This window comes from Streptomyces sp. NPDC006012 (genome assembly GCF_042871185.1).
Lineage (GTDB): Bacteria > Actinomycetota > Actinomycetes > Streptomycetales > Streptomycetaceae > Streptomyces.
Map to the genome: position 1 here is coordinate 312,892 of NZ_JBIAIE010000001.1, position 24,887 is coordinate 337,778.

Annotated in this window: 18 protein-coding genes and 1 pseudogene; 12 read left to right on the plus strand and 7 right to left on the minus strand. The window is 71.8% G+C overall.

Annotation, left to right across the window (positions count from 1 at the left end; translation table 11 throughout):
• Positions 1 to 281: 281 nt before the first annotated feature.
• Both ACFYPJ_RS01395 and ACFYPJ_RS01400 read right to left on the minus strand, forming a co-directional pair.
• On the minus strand, positions 282 to 521 hold the full coding sequence (locus ACFYPJ_RS01395; protein WP_389008652.1) for a heavy-metal-associated domain-containing protein: 240 nt from the start codon (positions 519 to 521) through the stop codon (positions 282 to 284).
• A gap of 227 nt (positions 522 to 748) precedes the next feature.
• Complete coding sequence (locus tag ACFYPJ_RS01400) at positions 749 to 1,012, minus strand: hypothetical protein (protein WP_389008654.1); 264 nt, start codon at positions 1,010 to 1,012, stop codon at positions 749 to 751.
• A 245-nt stretch (positions 1,013 to 1,257) separates the two neighbouring features.
• Here ACFYPJ_RS01400 and ACFYPJ_RS01405 point away from each other — a divergent pair, with 245 nt between their 5' ends.
• Positions 1,258 to 2,355 carry a zinc-dependent alcohol dehydrogenase family protein gene (locus ACFYPJ_RS01405; protein WP_389008657.1) on the plus strand — a complete coding sequence of 366 codons (1,098 nt, stop codon included), beginning with the start codon at positions 1,258 to 1,260 and terminating at the stop codon, positions 2,353 to 2,355.
• Between the two features lie 24 nt (positions 2,356 to 2,379).
• Here ACFYPJ_RS01405 and ACFYPJ_RS01410 read toward each other — a convergent pair whose 3' ends face one another.
• Positions 2,380 to 2,580, minus strand: coding sequence for a helix-turn-helix transcriptional regulator (locus ACFYPJ_RS01410; RefSeq protein ID WP_389008659.1), 201 nt, complete (start codon positions 2,578 to 2,580; stop codon positions 2,380 to 2,382).
• A gap of 229 nt (positions 2,581 to 2,809) precedes the next feature.
• On the minus strand, positions 2,810 to 3,736 hold the full coding sequence (locus tag ACFYPJ_RS01415) for a sugar phosphate isomerase/epimerase family protein (RefSeq protein ID WP_389008662.1): 927 nt from the start codon (positions 3,734 to 3,736) through the stop codon (positions 2,810 to 2,812).
• Positions 3,737 to 3,866: 130 nt separating this feature from the next.
• Here ACFYPJ_RS01415 and iolC point away from each other — a divergent pair, with 130 nt between their 5' ends.
• From iolC to ACFYPJ_RS01460, 9 genes and pseudogenes are all read left to right on the plus strand, one after another.
• Entirely contained in the window at positions 3,867 to 4,817 is a 951-nt protein-coding gene (gene iolC, locus ACFYPJ_RS01420) for a 5-dehydro-2-deoxygluconokinase (protein WP_389008664.1), read from the plus strand.
• 71 nt (positions 4,818 to 4,888) lie between these two features.
• Positions 4,889 to 5,773, plus strand: a complete 885-nt coding sequence (locus ACFYPJ_RS01425; RefSeq protein WP_389010074.1) for a deoxyribose-phosphate aldolase — start codon at positions 4,889 to 4,891, stop codon at positions 5,771 to 5,773.
• Between the two features lie 7 nt (positions 5,774 to 5,780).
• Positions 5,781 to 6,605 carry a 5-deoxy-glucuronate isomerase gene (iolB, locus tag ACFYPJ_RS01430; RefSeq protein WP_389008667.1) on the plus strand — a complete coding sequence of 275 codons (825 nt, stop codon included), beginning with the start codon at positions 5,781 to 5,783 and terminating at the stop codon, positions 6,603 to 6,605.
• A complete protein-coding gene (iolD, locus tag ACFYPJ_RS01435) occupies positions 6,602 to 8,503 on the plus strand; it encodes a 3D-(3,5/4)-trihydroxycyclohexane-1,2-dione acylhydrolase (decyclizing) (RefSeq protein ID WP_389008670.1) in 1,902 nt (633 codons plus the stop codon). The genes iolB and iolD overlap by 4 nt, the downstream gene beginning before the upstream one ends.
• 15 nt (positions 8,504 to 8,518) lie before the next feature.
• Entirely contained in the window at positions 8,519 to 10,021 is a 1,503-nt protein-coding gene (gene mmsA, locus ACFYPJ_RS01440) for a CoA-acylating methylmalonate-semialdehyde dehydrogenase (RefSeq protein WP_389008673.1), read from the plus strand.
• Positions 10,022 to 10,283: 262 nt separating this feature from the next.
• Positions 10,284 to 13,208 carry a CocE/NonD family hydrolase gene (locus tag ACFYPJ_RS01445; protein ID WP_389008676.1) on the plus strand — a complete coding sequence of 975 codons (2,925 nt, stop codon included), beginning with the start codon at positions 10,284 to 10,286 and terminating at the stop codon, positions 13,206 to 13,208.
• Positions 13,205 to 14,068, plus strand: coding sequence for an ABC transporter permease (locus ACFYPJ_RS01450; protein ID WP_389008678.1), 864 nt, complete (start codon positions 13,205 to 13,207; stop codon positions 14,066 to 14,068). Before ACFYPJ_RS01445 ends, ACFYPJ_RS01450 begins: the two co-directional genes overlap by 4 nt.
• A gap of 147 nt (positions 14,069 to 14,215) precedes the next feature.
• Complete coding sequence (locus ACFYPJ_RS01455) at positions 14,216 to 15,751, plus strand: von Willebrand factor type A domain-containing protein (RefSeq protein WP_389008681.1); 1,536 nt, start codon at positions 14,216 to 14,218, stop codon at positions 15,749 to 15,751.
• Between the two features lie 133 nt (positions 15,752 to 15,884).
• A pseudogene (locus tag ACFYPJ_RS01460) lies at positions 15,885 to 16,076 on the plus strand (ABC transporter permease); the annotation flags it as partial.
• 1,615 nt (positions 16,077 to 17,691) lie between these two features.
• Here the strand turns inward: ACFYPJ_RS01460 and ACFYPJ_RS01465 are convergent.
• Positions 17,692 to 17,847: a hypothetical protein gene (locus ACFYPJ_RS01465; RefSeq protein ID WP_389008684.1), complete on the minus strand. Its 156-nt coding sequence runs from the start codon at positions 17,845 to 17,847 to the stop codon at positions 17,692 to 17,694.
• A gap of 551 nt (positions 17,848 to 18,398) precedes the next feature.
• Here ACFYPJ_RS01465 and ACFYPJ_RS01470 point away from each other — a divergent pair.
• Positions 18,399 to 18,713: an antibiotic biosynthesis monooxygenase family protein gene (locus ACFYPJ_RS01470; protein ID WP_389008687.1), complete on the plus strand. Its 315-nt coding sequence runs from the start codon at positions 18,399 to 18,401 to the stop codon at positions 18,711 to 18,713.
• A gap of 162 nt (positions 18,714 to 18,875) precedes the next feature.
• Here the strand turns inward: ACFYPJ_RS01470 and ACFYPJ_RS01475 are convergent, their stop codons facing one another.
• Positions 18,876 to 22,034, minus strand: coding sequence for a glycoside hydrolase family 2 TIM barrel-domain containing protein (locus ACFYPJ_RS01475; protein WP_389008690.1), 3,159 nt, complete (start codon positions 22,032 to 22,034; stop codon positions 18,876 to 18,878).
• Positions 22,035 to 22,281: 247 nt separating this feature from the next.
• Between ACFYPJ_RS01475 and ACFYPJ_RS01480 the strand changes: the two genes are divergently transcribed.
• Entirely contained in the window at positions 22,282 to 24,201 is a 1,920-nt protein-coding gene (locus tag ACFYPJ_RS01480; protein ID WP_389008693.1) for an AMP-dependent synthetase/ligase, read from the plus strand.
• 78 nt (positions 24,202 to 24,279) lie between these two features.
• Here ACFYPJ_RS01480 and ACFYPJ_RS01485 read toward each other — a convergent pair whose 3' ends face one another.
• Positions 24,280 to 24,690, minus strand: coding sequence for a rodlin (locus ACFYPJ_RS01485; RefSeq protein WP_389008695.1), 411 nt, complete (start codon positions 24,688 to 24,690; stop codon positions 24,280 to 24,282).
• Positions 24,691 to 24,887 lie beyond the last annotated feature (197 nt).

Consider the following 24,887-nt stretch of genomic DNA (forward strand, 5'->3'; position numbering starts at 1 on the left):
ATATGTCCGTTAGATGCGCAAGGGCCCCGATAAGGCAATCGGCGCTCAAGCGTGAGGATGATGCATGAGCCTTGTGGAGAGCTTATGTGAGGCGCGCTTCGGACTCCAGGGGGCTCCTGCCTCGACTTCGGCGTACTGTCGGTAACTTCCGCCGTGCTCGTCGAAATCTCCGCGATCATCCGGTTCGGTGGTCCGGCCGTGGTCGGCGGGGGTGGGCAGGGGCGTCGTGGAGCCGCGGCGAGGTGCCGTGGCGGGGTGCCGAGGGCGCTCCGGCGGTCGGCTCAGACCGTGCCGACCAGTTCGAAGCCGGCCTCGTCGACGGCGTCGCGGACGGCCTTCTCGTCGAGCGGGGCGGCGGAGGCGACGGTGACCTCGCCCGTCGAGGCGACGGCCTGCACCGAGCTGACGCCGGGGATCTCGGAGATCTCGGCGGAGACGGCACCCTCGCAGTGTCCGCAGCTCATCCCACTGACCTTGTAGACGGTGGTGACGGTGGCCGGGCTGTCGGTCTGGGTGGTCATGGCTTGCTCCTCGTCGAGGCGGGTGGGGCCGATGGACTCCACGGTGGGGCCTGCACTCTGCCGATTATACCCCTAGGGGGTATTTATCCAAGGAGGCGGGCCGCGCGCGGTCCGACGCAGTGCCCACGATGCCGCTCCCACGCGCCGCCGCACGCCCCCACGCGCCGCCGCACCACGCCGTACTCACGCCCCCGCGCGCCGCCGTACCCACGTCCTTGCGCCCCGCTTCACGTCGAGTCGCGGTCGTGTCCCTTGGGCGTGCGCAGCGCCAGCACCGCACAGAGCAGCGAACCGCCGAACAGCAGCAGGGCCGCCAGCGACCTGGCGTTCTCCACCGCGTACCCGAACAGGGCCGCCACCACCGGCACGGCCGGCAGGTACCACAGCCGGCGCCGCCACCCGGCCGCGCGGCCCCGGCGTCGCGCGGGCGCGGACCGCCGCGGGCCGGGGATGCGGGCCCGGGGTGCGCCGGGCGGCGGCGAGTGGGTCACGGCGGGTCCCCTCGGAGGCGGTTATCCGCACCTTATGCAGACGTGCTCCGAGTCGCAGTCCGGGAGCCGCCGCCGGAGTCCCCGGCCCGGCCGGGGACCGGCCGTCACGCGCTCGGACGGCGGCCGGACGGCGCCCGGGGGCCCCGAGGCATCCGCCAAGGAATGTCCGTCAGGCGATCCGCCAAGACAATGGCCCTCCAGCGGAGCGCCCGGTACGGACGGGCCGGACAGAGGAGCAGAGGCGGATGCGGGCTGTGGTGTTCGAGCGGTACGGGGAGCCCGCCGAGGTCCGGGAGGTGCCGGATCCGGAGCCGGCGGAGCACGGGGTCGTGGTGCGGGTCGAGGCGACCGGCCTGTGCCGCAGCGACTGGCACGGCTGGATGGGCCACGACCCGGACGTCACCCTGCCGCACGTGCCCGGTCACGAACTCGCCGGAGTCGTCGAGGCGGTGGGTGCCGGGGTGACCGGCTGGCACCCCGGCGACCGGGTCACCGTGCCCTTCGTCTGCGCCTGCGGGAGCTGCCCGGCCTGTGCGGCGGGCGACCAGCAGGTGTGCGAGCGGCAGACCCAGCCCGGCTTCGACCGCTGGGGCTCGTTCGCCGAGTATGCGGCGCTCGACCACGCCGACGTGAACCTGGTCGGCGTTCCCGACGGGATGGCCTACGCCACCGCCGCCGCCCTCGGCTGCCGTTTCGCGACCGCGTTCCGCGCGGTGGTGCAGCAGGGGCGGGTGGCGGCGGGGGAGTGGGTCGCGGTGCACGGGTGCGGCGGCGTGGGGCTGTCGGCGGTGATGATCGCCGCGGCGGCCGGGGCGCGGGTGGTCGCCGTGGACGTGTCGGCCGCAGCCCTGGACCTGGCGCGTTCGTTCGGCGCGGCGGAGTGCGTGGACGCCACGGGCACCGCGGACCCGGCGGCGGTGGTGCGCGAACTGACCGGCGGCGGCGCCCAGTTGTCCCTGGACGCGCTCGGCTCCCCGGCCACCTGTGCGGCCTCGGTGGCAGGGTTGCGCCGCCGCGGCAGGCACGTCCAGGTGGGCCTGCTGCCCGCCGCGGACGGCGGCACCCCGGTCCCCATGGCCCGCGTCATCGCCCTGGAACTGGAACTCCTCGGCAGCCACGGCATGGCCGCACACGCCTACCCGGCGATGCTGGAGCTGGTCCGGGCAGGTGTGCTGCGCCCCGACCGGCTGGTGACGACGGTGATCCCGCTGGACGCGGCACCGGCCGCACTGGCGGCGATGGGCACGGCAGCGGGGGCGGCAGTGGCCGGGGCGGCGGACGCCGGGAAGACCGGGGCCGGTGCCGGAAGGGCAGGGGTCACGGTCATCGAGCCGTGGGCCTGAGAGCTGTCCGCCGCCCGCCCGACGTCAGTCCTGGCGCCGGCCGCGGTTGCGGGGGCGGGAGGCGACCCAGGCGCGGACGGTGTCGGCGTACCAGTAGGGCTTGCCGCCCTCCACGTGGTCGGGCGGGGGCAGCAGCCCGTGCTTGCGGTAGGACCGTACGGTGTCCGGCTGCACCCGGATGTGTGCCGCGATCTCCTTGTAGGACCAGAGCCTTCGGTCGGTCATGAGTCGCACCTCCCTGCGCGCGCCGCGACGGCGACCGGGGCGGCCGTCGGAGGAGCCGGGCGCTGCGCTGGCGATCACCAGCCTGTGCCGGGTGAACGACGTGGCGCGCGTACGGGAAAGCGGCTGTTGGCCGGGTGTGACCAAGGATCCGCTGAGATGTGACGTGTGTTACAGAAAGCGGGTATCTGTGACAAAGGCCAAGCCGGAGCGTGCGGCGGAGCGGGTGCCCTCAGGCGCCGCAGGACCGCAGGAACGCCCGGGTCCGCTGGGCGATCGGCAGCGGCCGGTCCGGCTCGCAGGGGTACATGTCCTGCTCGACGATCGCGAACAGGTCGACGTCCAGCTTCCCGGCCGCCTCCAGGACCGGGCCGAGCGCGGGCACGCCGGACGGCGGCTCGACCATGACGCCCTTGGCGACCGCGGGCCCGAAGGGGATCTCGTTCGCCCGTACCTCGGCGAGGATCTCCGGGTCCACCTGCTTGAGGTGCAGGTAGCCGATGCGCTCGCCGTAGGTCTCGATCAGCTTGACGCTGTCCCCGCCGCAGTACGCGTAGTGCCCGGTGTCCAGGCAGAGCGACACCAGGGAGGAGTCGGTGCTGTCGAGGAAGCGGACGACGTTCTCCTCGCTGTCGATATGGGTGTCGGCGTGCGGGTGGACGACGATCTCCAGGCCGTAGCGCTCGCGCACCTCCCGGCCGAGCCGCTCGGTCAGCGAGGTGAGGTTGCGCCACTGCTCGGGCGTGAGCGTGTCCGGCTCCAGCACCTCGCCGGTCTTGTCGTCGCGCCAGAAGGACGGGATGACGACCAGGTGCCGGGCGCCCATGGCCTGGGTGAGGGCCGCGATGTCGGAGACGTGCGCCCAGGTCTTGTCCCACACCGCCGTGCCGTGGTGCAGTCCGGTGAAGACGGTGCCCGCCGACACCTTCAGGCCGCGCCGGGAGGTCTCCTCGGCGAGGACGGCCGGATCGGACGGCAGGTACCCGTACGGGCCCAGCTCGATCCACTCGTAGCCGGACTGGGCGACCTCGTCGAGGAAGCGCTGCCAGGGCACCTGCTGGGGATCGTCCGGGAACCACACGCCCCAGGAGTCGGGTGCCGATCCGACACGGATGCGGGACAGGCCGGGCGCGGGAGACTGAGGTGGCGATGACGTCATGGCCGCCAGCGTGCGGCGCGCGGAGGAGAGGTGTCAAGCTCTGGTCCGAATGTCTGGACAAAGTATTGACAGGGCTCCCCGAACGGGGCTAGAAACCGGGGGTGAGCCTTGTGCCGAGGAAGGGAACCCGATGGCGTACGACCTGATCACGATGGGGCGGATCGGGGTGGATCTGTATCCGTTGCAGACCGGAGTGCCGCTCGCCCAGGTGACCTCCTTCGGCAAGTTCCTCGGCGGATCGGCGACGAACGTCGCGGTCGCCGCGGCCCGCCTCGGCCGGAGCACCGCCGTGATCACCCGCACCGGCGACGACGCCTTCGGCGCCTATCTGCACGAGGCCCTGCGCGGCTTCGGCGTCGACGACCGCTGGGTCACCCCGGTTCCCGGCCTGCCGACCCCGGTCACCTTCTGCGAGGTCTTCCCGCCGGACGACTTCCCGCTCTACTTCTACCGGCAGCCCAAGGCGCCCGACCTGGAGATCGACGCCCACGAACTGGACCTCCAGGCCGTACGGGACGCCCGTATCTTCTGGGTCACCGGCACCGGCCTGAGCGAGGAGCCCAGCCGCACGGCGACCCTGGCGGCCCTCGCCCAGCGCGACAGGTCCGGTACGACGGTCTTCGACCTCGACTGGCGCCCGATGTTCTGGTCCGACCCGGACGCGGCCCGCCCCTTCTACGCCGAGGCGCTGCGGCACACCACCGTCGCCGTCGGCAACCTCGACGAGGTGGAGGTCGCCACCGGCGTCCGCGAGCCGCACGCCGCCGCCCGGGCACTCCTCGACGCCGGCGTCGAGCTCGCCGTGGTCAAGCAGGGCCCCAAGGGCGTCCTCGCGGTCAGCCGGAGCGGCGAGTCCGCCGAGGTGCCGCCGCTGCCGGTCGACGTCCTCAACGGACTCGGCGCGGGGGACGCCTTCGGCGGCTCCCTCTGCCACGGCCTGCTGGCCGGCTGGGACCTGGAGACGGTCATGCGGCACGCCAACGCGGCCGGCGCCATCGTCGCCTCCCGCCTTGAGTGCTCCTCCGCGATGCCCACCTCCGACGAGGTGGACGCCGCGCTCGCGGCGGGAGCGGTGCTGTGACCGCCGCCGCCGGGACCACCGGCACCCACCGGACCACCACCGGCAGCGACCGCGACGGTGCGCGCCCGAGCGTGGACGTCTCCGCGCTGGCGCGCACCCGCACCCACCACCCCGAGGCGATCGCCGAGGCGGCGGCCCGCCGCCCGCGCCGCCCGCTGCTGGGCGACAGCGGCCGGCTGATGATCGTCGCCGCCGACCACCCGGCCCGCGGCGCCCTCGGCGTCGGCGGCCGCAAGCTCGCCATGGCCAACCGCGCCGACCTGCTTCAGCGGCTGTGCCTCGCGCTCTCCCGCCCCGGCGTGGACGGCGTCCTCGCCACCGCGGACATCCTCGACGACCTGCTGCTGCTCGGCGCCCTCGACAACAAGATCGTCATGGGCTCCATGAACCGCGGCGGCATCCAGGGCGCCGCCTTCGAACTCGACGACCGCTTCACCGGCCACCGCCCCGAGGACATCGAGCGCTTCGGCTTCGACGCGGGCAAGCTGCTGCTGCGCATCGACTACTCCGACCCCGGCTCGCTGACCACCCTGGAGTCCACCGCCCGCGCCATCGACGCGATGGCCGAGCGCCGGCTGCCGGTGTTCGTCGAGCCGTTCATCAGCCGCCGCACCCCCGAGGGCCGGCTGAAGAACGACCTGTCGGCCGAGGCCGTCACCCGCTCGATAGCCATCGCCTCGGGCCTCGGCGGCACCTCCGCCTACACCTGGCTGAAGGTCCCGGTCACCGAACACCCCGACGACATGGCCGAGGTCATGGCGACCTCCACGCTGCCCGCCGTGCTGCTCGGCGGTGAGATCGGCGGCACCCCCGCGGACCAGGAGGCGGCGTACGAGAAGTGGCGCGGCGCGCTCCGGCTCCCCACCGTGCAGGGTCTGGTGGTCGGCCGCTCGCTGCTGTATCCGGCGGACGGGGACGTGACCGCCGCCGTGGACACCGCCGTCGGACTGCTGTGAGGGCCGCATGACCAGCAACGACCTGTACCTCCCCGCGGGGTCGACCGCGGGCGACCAGTACGCGCTCGACATCGGCCCCGAACGGGCCGCCCTGACGACCAGCAGCCTGCGCATCGTCGAACTGACCCCCGGGGCCACCCATATGTTCACCTCCGGGGACAGTGAATGGATCGTGCTTCCGCTCAGCGGCGCCTGTACCGTGCGGGTGGAGGACGAGGAATTCCAAATCCGCGGCAGGGAGAGCGTGTTCGCCTCCGCCTCGGACTTCGTGTACGCGCCCCGGGACGCCCGGGTCCAGATCGCCTCCGGCGCGGGAGGCCGCTTCGCCCTGGCAGGAGCGAAGTGCGAGCGACGACTCCCCGCCCGCTACGGCCCCGCGCCGGAGGTCCCCGTCGAACACCGCGGCAGCGGCATCAGCGCCCGTCTGGTGCGCAACTTCGCCTCCGCCGATGCGTTCGACTGCGACAAGCTGATCGCCGTGGAGGTCATCACCCCCGGCGGCAACTGGTCCTCGTACCCGCCGCACAAGCATGACGAGCACCGGCCGGGCGAGGAGTCCGAGCTGGAGGAGATCTACTACTTCGAGATCGACGGTCCGAACGGTCTCGGCTACCAGCGGGTGTTCCCCTCCCGTCCGGGAGGGTCCGACGTGCTCGCCGAGGTCCGTTCCGGTGACGTCGTCCTCGTACCCGACGGATGGCACGGCCCCGCCATCGCCCAGCCCGGGCACGACATGTACTACCTCAACGTCATGGCGGGACCGGGCGCGACGCGGGAGTGGCGGATCTGCTTCCACCCAGACCACGTAGAGAGCACGGGGGGTTACCGATGACCGCATCGACCTCGACGACGTCAACGACACGGCTCACCGTCGCGCAGGCGCTCGTCCGCTTCCTGTCCGCCCAGTACACGGAGCGGGACGGCGAACGGCAGCGGCTGATCGGCGCGACCTGGGGCATCTTCGGCCACGGCAACGTCGCCGGGATCGGGCAGGCGCTCGTCGAGTACGCCGACGTCATGCCCTACCACCAGGGCCGCAACGAGCAGTCCATGGTGCACGCGGCGGTCGGCTACGCACGCCAGTCGGGCCGGCTGTCCACGCACGCGGTGACGGCGTCCATCGGCCCCGGCGCCACCAACCTGGTCACCGGCGCCGCACTGGCCACCATCAACCGCCTCCCGGTCCTGCTGCTGCCCGGCGACGTGTTCGCCGCCCGCCCCGCCGACCCGGTGCTCCAGCAGCTCGAAGTCCCCTACGCGGGCGACCTGACGGTCAACGACAGCCTGCGCCCGGTCTCCCGGTACTTCGACCGGATCAACCGGCCGGAGGCCCTGATCCCGGCCGCGTTGCAGGCCATGCGGGTCCTCACCGATCCCGTCGAGACCGGCGCCGTCACCCTCGCCCTGCCGCAGGACGTGCAGGCCGAGGCGTACGACTGGCCCGAGGAGTTCTTCGCCGAACGGGTGTGGACCGTGCGCCGGCCGCAGGCCGACCCGGTCGAACTCGCCGCCGCCGTGAAGGCGATCCGCGCGGCCCGGCGGCCCCTCGTCGTCGCGGGCGGCGGCGTCCACCACAGCCGTGCCGAAGAAGCGCTGGCCGAGTTCGCCGCGGCCACCCGCATCCCGGTCGCGTCCACCCAGGCCGGCAAGGGCTCGCTCCGCCACGACCACCCGCAGGACGTCGGCGGCATCGGCCACACCGGCACGGCGCCGGCCGACGAACTGGGCCGCACCGCCGACCTGGTGATCGGCGTCGGCACCCGCTACACCGACTTCACCACCGCCTCGGGCACCCTGTTCGAGAACCCGGACGTCCGCTTCCTCAACCTGAACGTCGCCGCCTTCGACAGCCACAAGCTCGCCGCGCTGCCGCTCGTCGCCGACGCCCGGGACGCCCTGCGCGCGCTGACCGCGGCGCTGGCCGAGGACGGCCGGCAGGTGGCCGACGACTACGTCGCCGCGTACACCGACGACAAGGAACGCTGGGAACAGCGCGTGGACGCCTCCTACGAGGCCGACGCGCCGGACGCCCGGCCCACCCAGGCGCAGGTCCTCGGCGCGCTCGACGCGATCGTCGACGAGAGCGACATCGTCATCAACGCGGCCGGTTCGCTCCCCGGCGACCTGCACAAGCTGTGGCGGGCCCGGTCCCGGGACCAGTACCACCTGGAGTACGGCTACTCCTGCATGGGCTACGAGATCCCCGCCGCCATCGGGGTGAAGCTGGCCGCACCCGACCGCCCGGTGTGGGCGCTGGTCGGCGACGGGACGTATCTGATGATGCCGACCGAGATCGTCACCGCGGTGCAGGAGGGCGTGGCCATCAAGCTGCTGCTGGTGCAGAACCACGGCTACGCGTCCATCGGCGGCCTCTCGGAGTCGGTGGGCGGCGAACGCTTCGGCACCGCCTACCGGTACCCGGCCGCGGACGGCACCCACACCGGCGCCCCGCTCCCCGTCGACCTGGCCGCCAACGCCGCCAGCCTCGGCATGCGGGTGCTGCGCGCCAGGACCGTGGCGGACCTGCGCGCCGCGCTCGCCGAGGCGCGCGCCGCCGACACTCCCACATGTGTCTACGTGGAGACCGAAACGGCCGACACTGTGTCGGGGCCGCCTCCCGCGCAGGCCTGGTGGGATGTACCCGTGGCCGAGACCGCGACCCGCCCGTCCGCGGTCAAGGCACGTGAGCTGTACGAACGTCACGTGGCGACCCGACGCCGCCATCTCTGAAGGAGTAACCCGGCCATGACGAAGATCGTCAACCACTGGATCGGCGGCAAGGCCGTCGACGGCGCCTCGGGGACGTACGGGCCGGTCACCGACCCGGCGACCGGGGCGGTCACCACCAAGGTCGCGTTCGCGACCGTCGAGGAGGTGGACACCGCCGTCGCGGCGGCCAAGGACGCCTTCGCGACCTGGGGCCAGTCCTCACTGGCCAAGCGCACGGAGATCCTCTTCCGCTTCCGCGCGCTGCTGGACACCCACCGCGACGAGATCGCCGAACTGATCACCGCCGAGCACGGCAAGGTGCACTCCGACGCGCTCGGCGAGGTCGCCCGCGGCCTGGAGGTCGTCGACCTCGCGTGCGGCATCAACGTGCAGCTCAAGGGCGAGCTGTCCACCCAGGTCGCCACCCGGGTGGACGTGGCGGGCATCCGTCAGCCGCTGGGCGTCGTCGTGGGCATCACGCCGTTCAACTTCCCGGTGATGGTCCCGATGTGGATGTTCCCGATCGCCATCGCGTGCGGCAACACGTTCGTGCTGAAGCCGTCCGAGAAGGACCCGTCGGCGTCCGTCCGGATCGCCGAACTGCTGGCCGAGGCCGGTCTGCCGGACGGCGTCTTCAACGTCGTGCACGGCGACAAGGCGGCCGTCGACCGCCTCCTGGAGCACCCGGACGTCAAGGCCGTCTCGTTCGTCGGCTCCACCCCGATCGCCCGCCACATCCACACCACGGCCTCCGCGAACGGCAAGCGCGTGCAGGCCCTGGGCGGCGCCAAGAACCACATGCTGGTCCTGCCGGACGCCGACCTGGACGCGGCGGCCGACGCGGCCGTCAGCGCCGCCTACGGCTCCGCGGGCGAGCGCTGCATGGCGATCTCGGCGGTCGTGGCCGTCGGCGCGATCGGCGACACGCTGGTCGAGAAGATCCGCGAGCGCGCCGAGAAGATCAAGATCGGTCCGGGCAACGACCCGGCCAGCGAGATGGGCCCGCTGATCAGCGCCGTGCACCGCGACAAGGTGGCGTCGTACGTACGGGGTGCCGCGGCCGAGGGCGCGGAGGTCGTGCTCGACGGCACCGGGTACACCGTCGAGGGCTTCGAGGACGGCCACTGGATCGGCATCTCGCTGCTCGACAAGGTGCCGACCAGCGCGAAGGCGTACCAGGACGAGATCTTCGGCCCGGTGCTGTGCGTGCTGCGCGCCGACACCTACGAGGAGGGCCTGGCCCTCATCAACGCCTCGCCGTTCGGCAACGGCACCGCGATCTTCACCCGGGACGGCGGCGCGGCCCGCCGCTTCCAGCTGGAGGTGGAGGCGGGCATGGTCGGCGTGAACGTGCCGATCCCGGTGCCGGTGGGCTACCACTCCTTCGGCGGCTGGAAGGACTCGCTCTTCGGCGACCACCACATCTACGGCAACGACGGCACGCACTTCTACACCCGCGGCAAGGTCGTCACCACCCGCTGGCCGGACCCGGCCGACGCCCCGGCGGGCGTGGACCTGGGCTTTCCCCGCAACCACTGACGGGGATCCGCTGAGGGGATCCACTTACCGGGGCCTCTGACGGGGTCCTCTGACGGGGCCCCTGATGGGGTCCACTGACGGGGATCCCGCCGGCCGGTGATGGGATTCCCCCGCTGCCGGTGCCGGATCCCGCCGCCGTTCCGCCCGCCCGTTCGTACCGCGTTCGCGGTACGGGCGGGCGGCTGCGTACTCCCGCAGGAGTGGCGGGTCTTCAGACTGTTGGCTGCATCGGTTGTCGGTGGTTGCCCGTACGGTTGAGGGCATGGATCTTCGACTGCCGGGCCGGCGTGTGCTCCGGGGGGCGCGGCGGCTGTGGGCCGCCGCGGCCGTCCTCGTGGTGCTCGTCGGAGCCGGTACTTGGACGGCCGTCGCCGCCGCGGACGACCCGCCCCGGGTACGCCGGACCGACCGGGTCATGACCATGGCCGACGGCACGCGCATCGACACCTCCTACTTCACCTCGGCCGCCGCGGGCCGCCGCCCCGCCGTCCTGCTGGCGCACGGCTTCGGCGGCAGCAAGGACGACATGCGCACCGAGGCGCAGGACCTGGCCCGGGCCGGGTACGCGGTCCTGACCTGGTCCGCGCGCGGCTTCGGCCGGTCGACCGGCCGGATCGGGCTGAACGACCCGGGGCACGAGGTCTCCGACGTCTCCGGACTCATCGACTGGCTGGCCGGGCAGCCCCAGGTCCAGCTGGACGAGCCGGGCGACCCGCGGGTGGGCATGGCCGGCGGCTCCTACGGCGGCGCGATCTCCCTGCTTGCCGCCGGACACGACCACCGGGTGGACGCCATCGCCCCGGAGATCACGTACTGGAACCTCGCGGACGCCTTGTTCCCGAACGGCGTCTTCAAGAAGCTGTGGGCGGGGATCTTCTTCAACACCGGCGGCGGCTGCGGCAAGTTCGAGAAGTCCCTGTGCGCCATGTACGACCGGGTCGCCGAGTCGGGCCGACCGGACGACGCGGCCCGCGCCCTGCTGGAGCAGCGCTCCCCGTCCGCCGTCGCCGGCCGGATCAAGGTGCCCACGCTCCTCGTCCAGGGCCAGCAGGACTCCCTGTTCACCCTCGCCCAGTCCGACGCCGCCGAAAAGGCGATCCGGGCGAACGGCGCCCCGGTCGACGTCGACTGGATCGCGGGCGGCCACGACGGCGGCGACATGGAGACCGGCCGGGTGCAGGCCCGCGTCACGGCCTGGTTCGACCGCTACCTCAAGGGGGAGAAGGGCACCGACACCGGCCCGGCGTTCCGGATCACCCGCACCGGAGGCGTCGACTCCACCAACGGCACGACGCTGCTGCGCGGCGCGAGCGCCGGCCGCTACCCGGGCCTGGCGGCGGGCCGCCGGGAGATCGCGCTCAGCGGCGGCCCGCAGCGGGTGCAGAACCCGGCCGGGGCCAGCCCGCCGGCCGTCTCCGCCCTGCCCGGCCTCGGCGGCGGGGGCGGCCTCGGCCAGCTGTCCGCGCTCGGCGTGGGCGTCTCCCTCGACTTCCCCGGCCAGTTCGCCGCGTTCGAGTCGGCGCCGGTCAGCGCCGACCTGCGGATCACCGGATCCCCGACGGCCACCGTCCACGTCACGTCGACCACCGGCGACGCCGTCCTGTTCGGCAAGGTGTACGACGTCGGCCCCGACGGCACCCGGAAAGTGCTGCCCGGACAACTGGTCACCCCGCTGCGCGTCACCGGCGCACGGTCCGGCAAGGACGTCACGGTCACCCTCCCGGCGATCGACCACGACGTGCAGAAGGGCCACCTGCTCCGCCTGGTCCTCGCCTCCACGGACCTCGGGTACGCCTCACCCACCGCCCCGGCGACCTACACCCTCTCCCTCAAGGGCGACCTGAGCGTGCCCACCGCCCCGGGTGTGAAGACGGCGGCGGCGCCGCTGCCGTCCTGGGTGTGGTGGCTGCCGCCGGCCGCCGCCGTGCTGGCGCTGGCCCTGCTGCTGACCGCCCGCCGCCGCACGTCGGTCCCCCCGCCCGATCCCGCGCTGGCCGAGGTCCCGCTCCAGATCACCGACCTGAGCAAGCGGTACGCGAGATCGGCGGACCGGTACGCGGTACGGGAACTGTCCTTCCGCGTCGAGAAGGGCCAGGTGCTCGGCCTGCTCGGACCGAACGGCGCGGGCAAGACCACGACCCTGCGCATGCTGATGGGGCTGATCACCCCCGACGGCGGCGAGATCCGCGTCTTCGGCCACGCGATCCGGCCCGGTGCGCCGGTGCTGTCGCGGGTCGGCGCGTTCGTGGAGGGCGCGGGATTCCTGCCGCACCTGACCGGCCGCGAGAACCTGGAACTGTACTGGCGGGCGACCGGCCGCCCGGCCGAGGACGCGCACCTGGACGAGGCCCTGGAGATCGCGGGCCTCGGCGAGGCCCTGGCCCGCGCGGTGCGCACCTACTCGCAGGGCATGCGCCAGCGGCTCGCCATCGCCCAGGCCATGCTCGGCCTGCCCGACCTGCTGATCCTCGACGAACCGACCAACGGCCTCGATCCGCCGCAGATCCGCGAGATGCGCGAGGTGATGATCCGTTACGCGGCGGCCGGCCGCACGGTGATCGTCTCCAGCCATCTCCTCGCGGAGGTCGAACAGTCCTGCACCCACCTGGTGGTGATGGACCGCGGCCGGCTGGTCCAGGCCGGCCCGGTGGGCGAGATCGTCGGCTCGGGCGACACCCTGCTCGTCGGCCTGGCCGCGGACATCGCGGATCCGCTGGTCGACAAGGTGGCGGCACTGCCGGAGGTGGAGTCCGCGGTACGCACGGAGGGCGGCCTGCTGATCCACCTGACCCGGACCCCGACCGCCCGGCCCACGGAGATGAGCTTGTCCTCTGTCCCGGCCGTGGGTCTCTCCGCGGAACAGGTCGAGGGCTTGCCCGTGGAACCGGCCATGGGTCTCTCCGTGGACCCGCTGACGGAAACGCCGGTGAGTCGGCCCGCCGCGGAGCTGCTGACGGAGCCGCCGGCGAACCGGCCCGCGCATCCGGCCGCCGATCCGCTCACCGACCCGTCCGCCCTCGTCCCTGCCCCTGCCCCAGCCCCTGTCCTCGCCCCCGGCAGGGACTCCGCGGCGGTCGCCGCCAGGCTGCTGGTGGAACTGGTCCGGCTCGAAGTGCCCGTGGCCTCGGCCGGACCCCACCGCCGCCTGGAGGACGCCTTCCTCACCCTGATCGGAGGTTCCGCATGAGCACGCTCACCGAGCCCGTCGAGGTGGCCTCCGGCTACCGGCCGGGGCGCACGCTGCCGCTACGGGTGGAGCTGGTCCGGCAACTGGGCCGCCGCCGCACGCTGATCATGGGCGGGATCCTCGCCGTGCTGCCCTTCGTCCTGGTCATCGCCTTCGCCATCGGCGGCAACCCGGGCGGTCGCAACGGCCAGGTCACCCTCATGGACACGGCCACCGCCTCCGGCGCCAACTTCGCCGCGGTGAACCTGTTCGTGTCGGCGGGCTTCCTCCTGGTGATCCCGGTCGCCCTGTTCTGCGGGGACACGGTCGCCTCGGAGGCGAGCTGGTCCTCGCTGCGCTATCTGCTCGCCGCGCCCGTGCCGCGGGCCCGCCTGCTGTGGTCCAAGCTCGCCGTGGGCCTCGGCCTCAGCCTGGCCGCGATGGTGCTGCTGCCGCTGGTGGCCCTCGCCGTCGGTACGGCCGTCTACGGCTGGGGTCCGCTGGAGATCCCCACCGGCGGCGCGCTGGACCCGGGCACGGCGGCGCAGCGCCTGGTGGTGGTCGTGGCGTACCTCTTCGTGTCCCAACTGGTCACCGCGGGGCTGGCGTTCTGGCTGTCCACGAAGACGGACGCGCCGCTGGGCGCGGTCGGCGGCGCGGTCGGCCTGACCATCGTCGGCAACGTCCTGGACGCCGTCACCGCGCTCGGCCACTGGCGCGACTTCCTGCCCGCGCACTGGCAGTTCGCCTGGGCGGACGCCGTACAGCCGCGCCCCGAGTGGTCCGGCATGATCCAGGGCACCGCGATCTCCGTGACGTACGCGCTCGTGCTGTTCGCCCTGGCCTTCCGGGGGTTCGCGCGCAAGGACATCGTCTCCTAGGTCAACGGAGGGTCACCCGCCGGTCTCGGCGGGCCCCCGCCGTGGCCGCTTCGAGATGCATCCGCAACACCCCGTGCCGCACGTTCCGGCCCCCTGTGCCGTCACAGTCACAGACGTCGGCGTCAACCAGCACAGGGGGCAGACGAGATGAAGCGAAACCGGACACGGCGGACGCGGGGCGCACTGCTCGCTGTCGCAACGGCGGGCGGCCTGCTGCTGACGGGGTGCAGCGGGGACGGCGGCACCCGCGGGGCCGACCAGGCCAAGGCACCCGCCCCTGCGTACGGCGGCGGCGCGGCGCAACAGCAGAAGAACGGGGGCCAGGACGCCAGGGGTTTCGCGCCCTCCCCGTCCGCCGAGCCCACCGGCGACCTGTCCACCTTCGCCCTGGACGTGGACACGGCCTCGTACGACTACGCCCGCCGCACGCTCGCCGACGGGCGCAGGCCCGACCCGGCGACGGTCCGGCCGGAGGAGTTCGTCAACAGCTTCCGGCAGGACTACCGGCGGCCCGACGGCAACGGCTTCAGCGTCACGGTCGACGGCGCCCGCACCGGGGAGGGCGACTGGTCCCTGGTGCGGGTGGGCCTCGCCACCCGGGAGGCCGGAGCGGACGACGCGCGTCCGCCCGCCGCCCTGACGTTCGTCGTGGACGTCTCCGGCTCCATGGGCGAGCCCGGCCGCCTGGACCTCGCCAAGGACTCCCTCGGCGCGATGACGGACCGGCTGCGCGACGACGACTCGGTCGCGCTGGTCACCTTCAGCGACGAGGCCGAGACGGTGCTGCCGATGACCCGTCTCGGCGACCACCGCGGCCGGGTCCACGAGGCGATCGACGCGCTCAAGACCGAGTCCTCGACCGATCTCGGCGCGGGCGTCGAAACCGGTTACGCCACCGCCGTCGAGGGGCTGCGCCGGGGCGCGACCAACCGGGTCGTGCTGGTCTCCGACGCGCTCGCCAACGACGGGGCCACCGACCCGGACACCATCCTCGAACGCATCGACTCCGCCCGCCGTGAGTACGGCATCACCCTCTTCGGCGTCGGCGTCGGCAGTGACTACGGCGACACGCTGATGGAACGCCTCGCCGACAAGGGCGACGGCCACACCGTGTACGTCTCCGGCACCGAGGACGCCCGCCGGGTCTTCTGCGAGCAGCTCCCCCGCAACATCGAGCTGACGGCCCGTGACGCCAAGGCCCAGGTCGCCTTCGACCCGGAGACGGTCGCCGAGTTCCGGCTAGTCGGCTACGACGACCGGCGGGTCGCCGACGAGGACTTCCGTGACGACCGGGTCGACGGCGGCGAGGTCGGCCCCGGCCACACCGTGACCGCCCTCTACGCCGTGCGCACCAGGCCCGGTGCCCAAGGCCACCTGGCCACGGCCACCGTCCGCTGGCTCGACCCCGCCACCCGTGACCCGCACGAGGCGTCCGGAGCCCTGGAGGCGGGCGCGCTCCAGGGCTCGGTCTGGTCCGCGGCCCCCCGCTTCCAGGTCACCGCGGTCGCCGCGTACTTCGCCGATGCGCTGCGCACCGGCGAGGACCGTTCCGGCCGGCTGCCGGGCGCCCCCGGACCGGACGCTCTGCGCGCGCACGCCGACGAACTGGCGGGCAGCACCGAGGACGGCGCGGTACGCGACCTCGCCACGGCCATCGGACAGGCGAACCACTCCCTCGACTGAGCCGCCGACTGTCCCGACTCGTGCGGAATTCGTGGCAACGGCCCGGCAGCAACGACCCGTCGGCTCCTGGGGGAAGGCGCCACGCAAGCCGCGCAGGAGCAACGAGCGCGGTGCTTAGCGATCGTCGCGCTACGCGGTCGGCCTGACCGTCGTCGGCAACGTCCTGGACGCCGTCACCGCGCTCGGCCACTGGCGCGACTTCCTGTCCGCGCACCGGCAGTTCGCCTGGGCGGACGCCGCACAGCCGCGCCCCGAGTGGTCCGGCGTGATCCACGGATGCATCCGGACCAAGGCAAAGAAACTCGTCAATAACGCTGTGGAGTAGCACATTCGGGGTCTCGATAGGGGTGCCGGTCAGTTGGCCGTGCCCCAAGTGCACCAACCCGGCGCCCTGGCGCCGGGTAGAGACCAAATTGTTAACGTCAGACTAATGGCATGTTAAATGTTTGTGACGTACATTCCGTGTGGGAGTACTGAGAGCCCTCCTGCCGACTTTCGTCCCGGCTGGATTACAAAGTCTTCACATCGTGCTGGCGGCGTCGGGGGTGGAGGGGCTCGCGACACGGCCTCGCGCATCCTGGGCAGTTGTCCTGGGTGTGCGGACCACCCGCAGCGCGGCAAGCGAAATTCTTACATTTCCGAGGTCGGAGCGGAAGGTGCTCGCATGGCTGGCTCGGTTGACCGATCGCAGGGAGATGCTCCAAGGGCAACGGAGAGCGTCGCTTTGGGGTTGTTGGAGGGCGGAGGATCTCCGGCGCCGGCCTCCGCTGGTGCGACGCGGCCTGGTACGGACAGGGGCGAAAGTCTCTTGGAGGCAGCCCAGAACGGCGCCATGGCGGGCGGCATGGGTTTGCTGTCCGGTGGTTTCGCGCGCGACAGTTCCGGTCTCAACGGTGGCCCTGTCAAGGGGCTCGGTCTCCTTGTGCTTGCCGCCGATAGCGGGCTACAAGCCCTTGCTGCCCATAATGGGATAAAAACGGGGAAAATTTGGCCTGAAGATGGTAAATCGACCCTGACGAACGCGGTCTCTACCGTCGGTGGTCTTTTGTGGGGAAGCGGGGTGTGGACCGATAACCATGTCATGCAGACCCTGGGGCCGGGTCTGAAAGCCGCCGCAAGTCTGACCTCCGCGGTACGGCGGTATTCCCAGGGCGAGGAGGGCTGGGGCAGGGACGTGGCCGGTGTGATCGAGGGCGCCGCGTTCTCGTACGCAGGCCCTGATGGAAATCCTTACGCTCGTACGGTGGCTTTCGGAGGCCTGGCGCTGGGATTCGCCTTGGGCGCCAAGAAGGACCTGGGTTACTTGGGGCATGCGGGCGGCGCGCTTCTGTGGGGTGCGGGAGCCTTGACGCAAATCAACGCGTTGGAAGCCGCCGGGTCGGGAGTGGTGGCGGTTTCGGAGGTCGCGCGGTTCCTCTACCGAATGTATGGGGACCACGTGCAGTCGTCACCCGGAGCAGCACCGGAACGGCCTGGTTACGAGCTGATTCCGCAGCGCAGCTCCGCCGTCACGCCCGGGTCCGAGTCCGCGGTGGGCGCTCGTCTTCCCGTCAACCCGGTCGCGACAGGGTCCCTTTCGGTTGCATCGGCAACGTCCGGCCAGGTCCCTGACCTGACATCGGGTGGGTCACTTCCCGGAACACTGCTGGAGGAGCCCTCGCGAGCAGCGCTGCGGTACTCGCCGTACACACTCGATAATCCCGGGCCGCCGCGTCGGGCCTCCGATGCCGGGCCGGACGTTCCCACCTGGCCCGGTACTGCCCTGGCTCGTCCCGCCCCTGACCGCAGGCACAGCAGGTGACCTTCGTGGCGGGGTGACCTGCCGTGCAGGACACGGCAGGCAGCCGAGCCGTGGTGCTCCGGGCAAGGCCGTCTTCTTCTCTGCACGGGAAACGATGGCGCAACGGCCGCAACAGGAGGCGGGTGTCGGGGCGCGGCGGTCAGCCGGGCGACGGCGCGGGCGATGTGTTCGTGCTGGCGGCGGCTGAGAACTTCTGGATCCGGTGCGGGGTGGCATGCCCGGCCCGCCCGGCCATCGTCCAGCCGTTCTTGCGGCCCAGGTCCGACAGCAGCCCCTCGATGAGATCCGCGAACACCTCCCGCGGCTCCGGCCGGGTGACGGATGCCCCAACCCAACCGTCAGAGCGGCCAGTTCCTCCGCCCGGTCCCCGACACGCTCCGTACTCACATCCATCAGCATGACCGGACAGCGGTCAGCACCGATCACCAGCCACATGATTGATCCGAGGCTGTAGGACAAGTGTGCCGGTCAATCGTCAATTGTGTCCCAACTGCCGTCCGTCGTACGGAACTTGGTCCGGGCAGACGAACCGGATGACTTCCGTTCCGCAGAAGCTCTGGGCGAAACAGGCGACTTGGTAGGTGACTGGTATTAACCGGAGCTTCGTTGCATGCGCGGCGGGCCGCCTCACCATCGCCATAATGCCGTGACCAGCACGGATCCTTGATGGTTAAGTCGTTGAAACGGCCCTGGGAGCTGTTGACATTGAGCTGTCCGTGGCTGGAAGCTCACTACTGCATGAAGGTGCACTGCCTGTCCTGAAGCTGCGGTCATGCATCCCGACACGTGCGTGTGCACCAGCCGCTGGTGCGCAGTACAGCGGAACGCAAGAGGAGATACCGGAACATGTTCGTCGCCACCAACCGCCTGTTCGTGTCACCTGACCGCTCCGAGGAATTCGAAGCGCACTTCCGTAACAACATGAACAGCTATCTGGCGGGCGTGAAGGGTCTGCGACGCAGCACACTCCTGCGTCCTGTCAGCGCCGAGCACCCGTACGTTTCGATCAACGAATTCGACAGCGAGGATGACTTCCGGGCGTGGGTCGCATCAGATTCGTTCAAGCAGGCACACGCACGGAACCGGGGGATAGCCAGGAACGTCACGGGGAATGCCGTGGAAACCTTTCAGGTCGCCGAGGATCTGGTACTCCAGCTTTGAAGTGCTCTCCCGGCTGAAGCCGGGAGATTCCTGCTTACCTTGCGATAGCGGACGTGGCCAGACCGGTGGTGCCGCCTTCTGGTGCGTCCCGGCACCGGCCGGCGCGTGCGGATGACCGCCGCCCTGCCCCAAGCCTCGCCGGCGGAGCCCCGCCCCCGGCGGCTACCCGCCCGCCGGCCGCAGCCGATACCCGTAGGTGTACGTCCGCCCGGCGTGCAGCAGGTACTTCTCCAACGGGGCCGCGCCCCACGAGTTGATGCCGCCGACGCCCATCTGCCGGTGGTTGACCAGCAGCACCGGCTCGGCGCGCGGCGTCAGTTCGTGAGGGTGACGCGGTCCGTCCAGGTCGGCCGGTGTGTGGTGCAGGGCGCTGGTCTCCAGCAGCGTCCCGCCGTCCGCGGGGTCGGCGGCCACCAGCAGCCCGGCGCCGGAGCGGTCGGTCAGCGACAGCCAGCGCACATCGGTCTGGTTGCCCGTCTGCTGCGGCCGTACGTACGGGGCGACCTGCGCGTCCACCGTGGAACGCCAGCGTCCGACGAACGCGGACGTCTTGCGGTCCTGGTAGTTCTCGTGCGGGCCGCGCCCGAACCATTCCAGCCGGTCCGCGCCCGCCGGCCCCCGTACCAGCGCGCCCACCATGGGAAGGTCGGGCAGCCCGGCAGGCGCGTCCAACGTGTGCCGCACCCGTACCTCCCCGTCGGCGCGCACCCGGAACTCCGTGTGCCAGCTCGCGGCTTGCGGCGCGGTCGGCAGGGTGCAGTCGACCGTGACGACGACCTCGCCGGGGACGGGCTGCTCGGCCCGTACGGCGCTCACCGTCCGCCCCGCACCCGCGTCCCGCCAGGTCCGCGCGGTCTTCTGGAACCCGCGGCCGATGTCGTTGTCCGTCGGACCGCGCCAGAAGTTGGGCACCGGCCCCTCGGCGAGCAGCGCCCGCCCCCGCCAGCTGTATCCGGACAGGGTGCCGGACGTCCTGGACAGCACCACCTCGACGTCCCGCCCGTGCACCCGCACCTCGGCGTCGGTCTCGGTGAGGGTCAGGGCGCCGTCGGCGGGGGAGTCCTCCGGCGCGGGCCGGTGCCAGTCCAACGCAAGCTGTTCGGCGGCCACTTCGTGTCCGGCGGCGGCCCAGCGGGTGTCCTGGCGCAGCACGAAGGAGAGACCGAGGAAGTATTCGGCGCCGGGTTCCGGCGCGGCGGGCGCGCGGTACGGGATGCGGACGACGGCCTCCGCGCCGGGCGCCACCTCGGGCGCCGCGAGCGTGCCGTGCTGCACGGTCGTGCCGTCACGGGTCACCGACCAGCGCAGTTGGTAGCCGTCCAGGCGGCTGAACAGGTGCTTGTTGCGCACCCGGACGGTCCCGGCGGACAGGTCGTGCGCCGTCACCCCGACCGGCTGGTAGCACTTCTTGATCTCGATCAGTCCGGGGTGGACCGCGCGGTCGGCGTTGACCAGCCCGTTGCAGCAGAAGTTGCCGTCGGTCGGATAGCCGGGGTGCCAGTCACCGCCGAACGAGAGGTAGCTGCGGCGTGAGTCACCGGGCACCGGCAGCCGGATGGCCTGGTCGACCCAGTCCCAGACGAACGCGCCGTGCAGGTTCGGATAGCGCTCGAAGACGTCCCAGTACTCCTGGAGGTTGCCGCCGCTGTTGCCCATCGAGTGGTTGTACTCGCACAGCATGAAGGGCGTGGCGTTCTGGGACTTCCCGTACGCCTCGACCCCGGCCGGGCTGGTGTACATCTCGCTGTGCAGGTCGGCGACGGCGTTCATGCCCTCGTAGTGCACGGGCCGGGAGGCGTCCCGGGCGTGCGCCCAGTCCGCCATGACCTGGAAGTTGTCGCCGTGTCCGGCCTCGTTGCCGAGCGACCAGACGACCACGCTGGGATGGTTCTTGTCCCGTTCGACCATCGAGCGCAGCCGGTCCACGCAGGCGTCGGTCCACTCGGGCAGCGAGGCCGGGACCTTGTTGTTGACGCCGTGCGTCTCCAGGTTGGTCTCGTCGATGACGTACAGCCCGTACTCGTCGCACAGTTCCAGCCAGCGCGGGTGGTTGGGGTAGTGGGAGGTGCGGACGGCGTTGATGTTGTGCTGCTTCATCAGGCGGATGTCCTGGAGCATCCGCGTCTCGTCGACGGCCTGGCCGCGCTCGGGGTCGCTCTCGTGGCGGTTGGTGCCGCGGAACATGACGGGGCGGCCGTTGAGGGTGAAGGTCCCCGGCCCGTACTCGACCTGGCGGAACCCGACGCGGGTGCTGTGGACGTCGACGGCCCGGCCGCTCGCGTCGGTGAGCGTCACCACCAGGGTGTAGAGGTTCGGTTCCTCCGCGGACCACAGCGCGGGTGCCCGTACGTCGCCCTTCAGGGACACCACCGTGTCGCCGGCCGCGTCCGCGAGGTCCAGCACCCGCCGCCCGCGCCCGTCGGACAACTCGGCGCGCACCCGGTGCCCCGCCACCCCGCCGTCACCGTTCCGGTCGCGCACGCTGACGTCGACGGTGAGGACGGCGTCGCGGTACGCGGAGTCCAGCGCGGTGTGCACGAACAGGTCCTGCACGTGCACCTGCGGGATCGAGTACAGGTACACGTCCCGGAAGATCCCGGACAGGTCGATCATGTCCTGGTCCTCCAGCCAGCTCCCGTCGGACCAGCGGTGGACCTCCACGGCCAGCGTGTTGGTGCCTGGCCGCAGATACGGGGTGACGTCGAACTCGGCGGGGGTGTAGCTGTCCTCGCTGTAGCCGGCCCGCTCTCCGTTGACCCACACGAAGAACGCCGACTTCACGCCCTGGAAGGACAGCAGCGTGCGCCGCCCGGACCAGCCGTCCGGCACGGTGAAGGTACGGCGGTAGGAGCCGACCGGGTTGAAGTCGCGGGGCACCTCGGGCGGGTCCGGTGTCTCGTAACCGATCCACGGATATCTGATGTTGAGGTAGATCGGCTCGGGGTACCCCTCGATCTCCCAGTTCGAGGGGACGGGGATGCGGTCCCAGTCGCCGTCGTCGTAGCCGGGGTTGTGGAACCCGACGGGCCGCTGGTCGGGGTTGCGTGACCAGCGAAAACGCCAGTCGCCGTGGAGGGAGCGGTGGTATGGCGACTCCTGGAACCGGCCGCGCAGCGCGTCCGCGGCGTTCGCGTACGGCACGAGCCGGGCGCGGGCCGCCTCGCGGCCGATCTCGAAGACCCGCGGGTTGGTGTCCCACGGATCGCCGTCGGCGGCGAACGCCCGTTTCTGCGCGGCGAAGGCGGCCCAGCCTGCCAGTGCGCCCGCGGCGAGGACGGTGCGGCGGCGCGGTCGACGCACGGGGGCTCTCTCTGCACTCATACGGCAACTCCGAACGTAGGGCATCAAGAAACGTCAGCATCGAACGGAACCGCTCATCACACAAGAGCGTGCGCGGCTCACACAACTCTTATGGCGCAAAGGAATTGATCGGCCGTCAGATTGGGGTGGTCCCGGACGGTGGTGTGCGGGGGACGATGTGCCGCACCTGTTGACCTTCTCCTACGCGTGAGTAAGTTGACTCACCGGTAAGTATCTTCCGCAGGGCGAGCCACGACCGGGAGCCGTCATGGGCGTACGCAAGGACCTGAACCGGGCGAGGAAACGTACCGACCTGGCGACCCGCGGCCGGGTGGAGATCGTCAGGGACGACCACGGCGTCGTCCGCGAGGCCCGCAGCGCCGCCCTCGTGCCGCCCCCGACCAGCGGTTCCCTCGCCGACCTGCCCTTCACCAACGCGGCCGAGGCCCCCGACGACGTGGTGCTGCGCCGCCGGGACGACGACGGCTGGCGCCCGGTCACGGCGGCCGGATTCGCCCGGGAGGTCATGGCCGTGGCCAAGGGACTGATCGCGGCCGGCCTCGAACCGGGCGGCCGGATCGCGGTGATGTCCCGCACCCGCTACGAATGGACCGTCCTGGACTTCGCCGTCTGGGCGGCCGGCGGCCTGACCGTCCCGGTCTACCCCACCTCCTCCGCCGACCAGGTGGAGTGGATCGTCCGCGACTCCGACGCCCGGTACGTCGTCACCGAGACCGCCGAGAACACCGCCACCGTCCGCACCGGCACCGCGGACCACCCCGAACCGGTGCGCACCTGGACCCTCGACGAGGGCGCCCTCGACCGGCTCACCGACCTGGGCCGGGACGTCCCCGACGAGGACGTCGCCAAGCGCCGCGCCGTCCTGGCCCCCGGCACGGTCGCCACGATCTGCTACACCTCGGGCACCACCGGCCGGCCGAAGGGCTGCGTCCTCACTCACGCGAACCTGCACGCGGAGGCGGCCAACACCGTCCAACTGCTGCACCCCGTCTTCACGGAGGTCACCGGCGAGCGGGCGGCCACCCTCCTCTTCCTGCCGCTCGCCCACATCCTGGGCCGCGCGCTGCAGATCGCCTGCCTGATGGCCCGCATCGAGACCGGCCACTTCCCCAGCGTCCGGCCGGCCGAACTCCGGCCCGCGCTCAAGGAGTTCCGGCCGACCTTCCTCGTCGGGGTGCCGTACCTCTTCGAGAAGATCCACGACACCGGCCGGGCCACCGCCGAGCGGATCGGCCGCGGCGCCTCCTTCGACCGCGCCGACCGCATCGCCGTCCGCTTCGCCGCCGCTTCCCTGAACCGTTTCCTCGGCACCGGCAAGGGCCCCGGCCCCGGCCTGTACGCCGCTTGGGCCCTGTACGACCTGCTGGTCTACCGCCGGGTCCGGGGGGAACTCGGCGGTCGCGTGCGCTACGCCATCAGCGGCGGCTCCCCGCTCGACCGCAACCTCAACCTGTTCTTCTACGCGGCCGGGATCATGGTCTACGAGGGCTACGGCCTCACCGAGACCACGGCCGCCGCCACCGTCGTACCGCCGCTCGGCCCCCGCCCCGGCACCGTCGGCCGGCCCGTCCCCGGCGCGGCCGTCCGCATCGCCGACGACGGAGAGGTGCTGATCAAGGGCGGCCTGGTCTTCACGTCGTACTGGAACGACCCGGCGGCCACGGCCGCGGTCCGCACCGGCGACTGGTTCGCCACCGGGGACCTCGGCTCCCTCGACGACGACGGCTACCTCACCATCACCGGCCGCAAGAAGGACATCCTCGTCACCTCCGGCGGCAAGAACGTCTCCCCGGCCGTCCTGGAGGACCGCCTGCGCAGCCGTCCGCCGGTCGGCCAGTGCCTCGTCGTCGGCGACAACCGGCCCTTCGTCGCCGCCCTGGTCACCCTCGACGCGGAGGCGGTCGCGCACTGGCTGTCGGTGCGCGGGCTGCCCGCCGACACCCCGGTCGCGGACCTGGTGCGCGACGACCGGCTGCGGGCCGAGGTGCAGCGGGCCGTCGACTACGCCAACGAGGCCGTCTCGCGCGCCGAGTCGATCCGTGCGTTCGCCCTGGTCGAGGGCGAGTTCACCGAGGAAAACGGCCTGCTGACGCCGTCCCTGAAGGTCAAGCGGCGGGCGGCGGCGGAGGTCTACGCGGCCGAGATCGAGGCGCTGTACGGGGGCTGACAGAGGCTGACGAGGGCTCGCGCACAAAAACGGCGGGCCACCGGGGAAACCGGTGACCCGCCGCGGCGGAGCGATCGCTCAGTTGTTGCCCGTGCCGTTGCCGGACAGGGCCGAGATGTCGTCCAGGACGTGCGACAGCGGTTCGTCGCCCTTGGCCTGGGTGGAGTTCTCGGTGCACTGCTGGTTCTGCGGCGAGGACAGGACGCTGATGTCCTGCACGGCGACCGGGACGAGGAGGCCGACGACCGAGCCGACGTTCGCCTTGGCCGGCAGACCGACACACGGCTTGTTCAGCGAGCCCTCCACCAGCGAGAGCTGCGGGCTCATGGCGCCGAAGGTGGCCGAGTTGCCGAACTCCGACTGGGCGCCATTGCCGCTGGCGGACGTCGTGCCGGTGTCGTTGCCGATGGCCAGGGCCTGGGGGGCGGCCGCGGCGGCGATACCGGCGACGGAGGCGGCCACAGCCGCGGTTGCCCACAGCTTCTTCATGTTCGTTCCCTTCGAAAGGCGGACTCCGGGGGCGGAGTTGCATGATCGAGAACGGCACCGCACCCGTCCGGGTTGCGGGCTGTGCCTCGAATGGACCAGCGCAGTCGGATCAATTGACAAGCGCCCCCTTGCGCCCTCTGCCCCCACCGTGGCCGGGCCGGGCGAACGGCCCAGGACAGGCCGACGGGCCGCCGGAA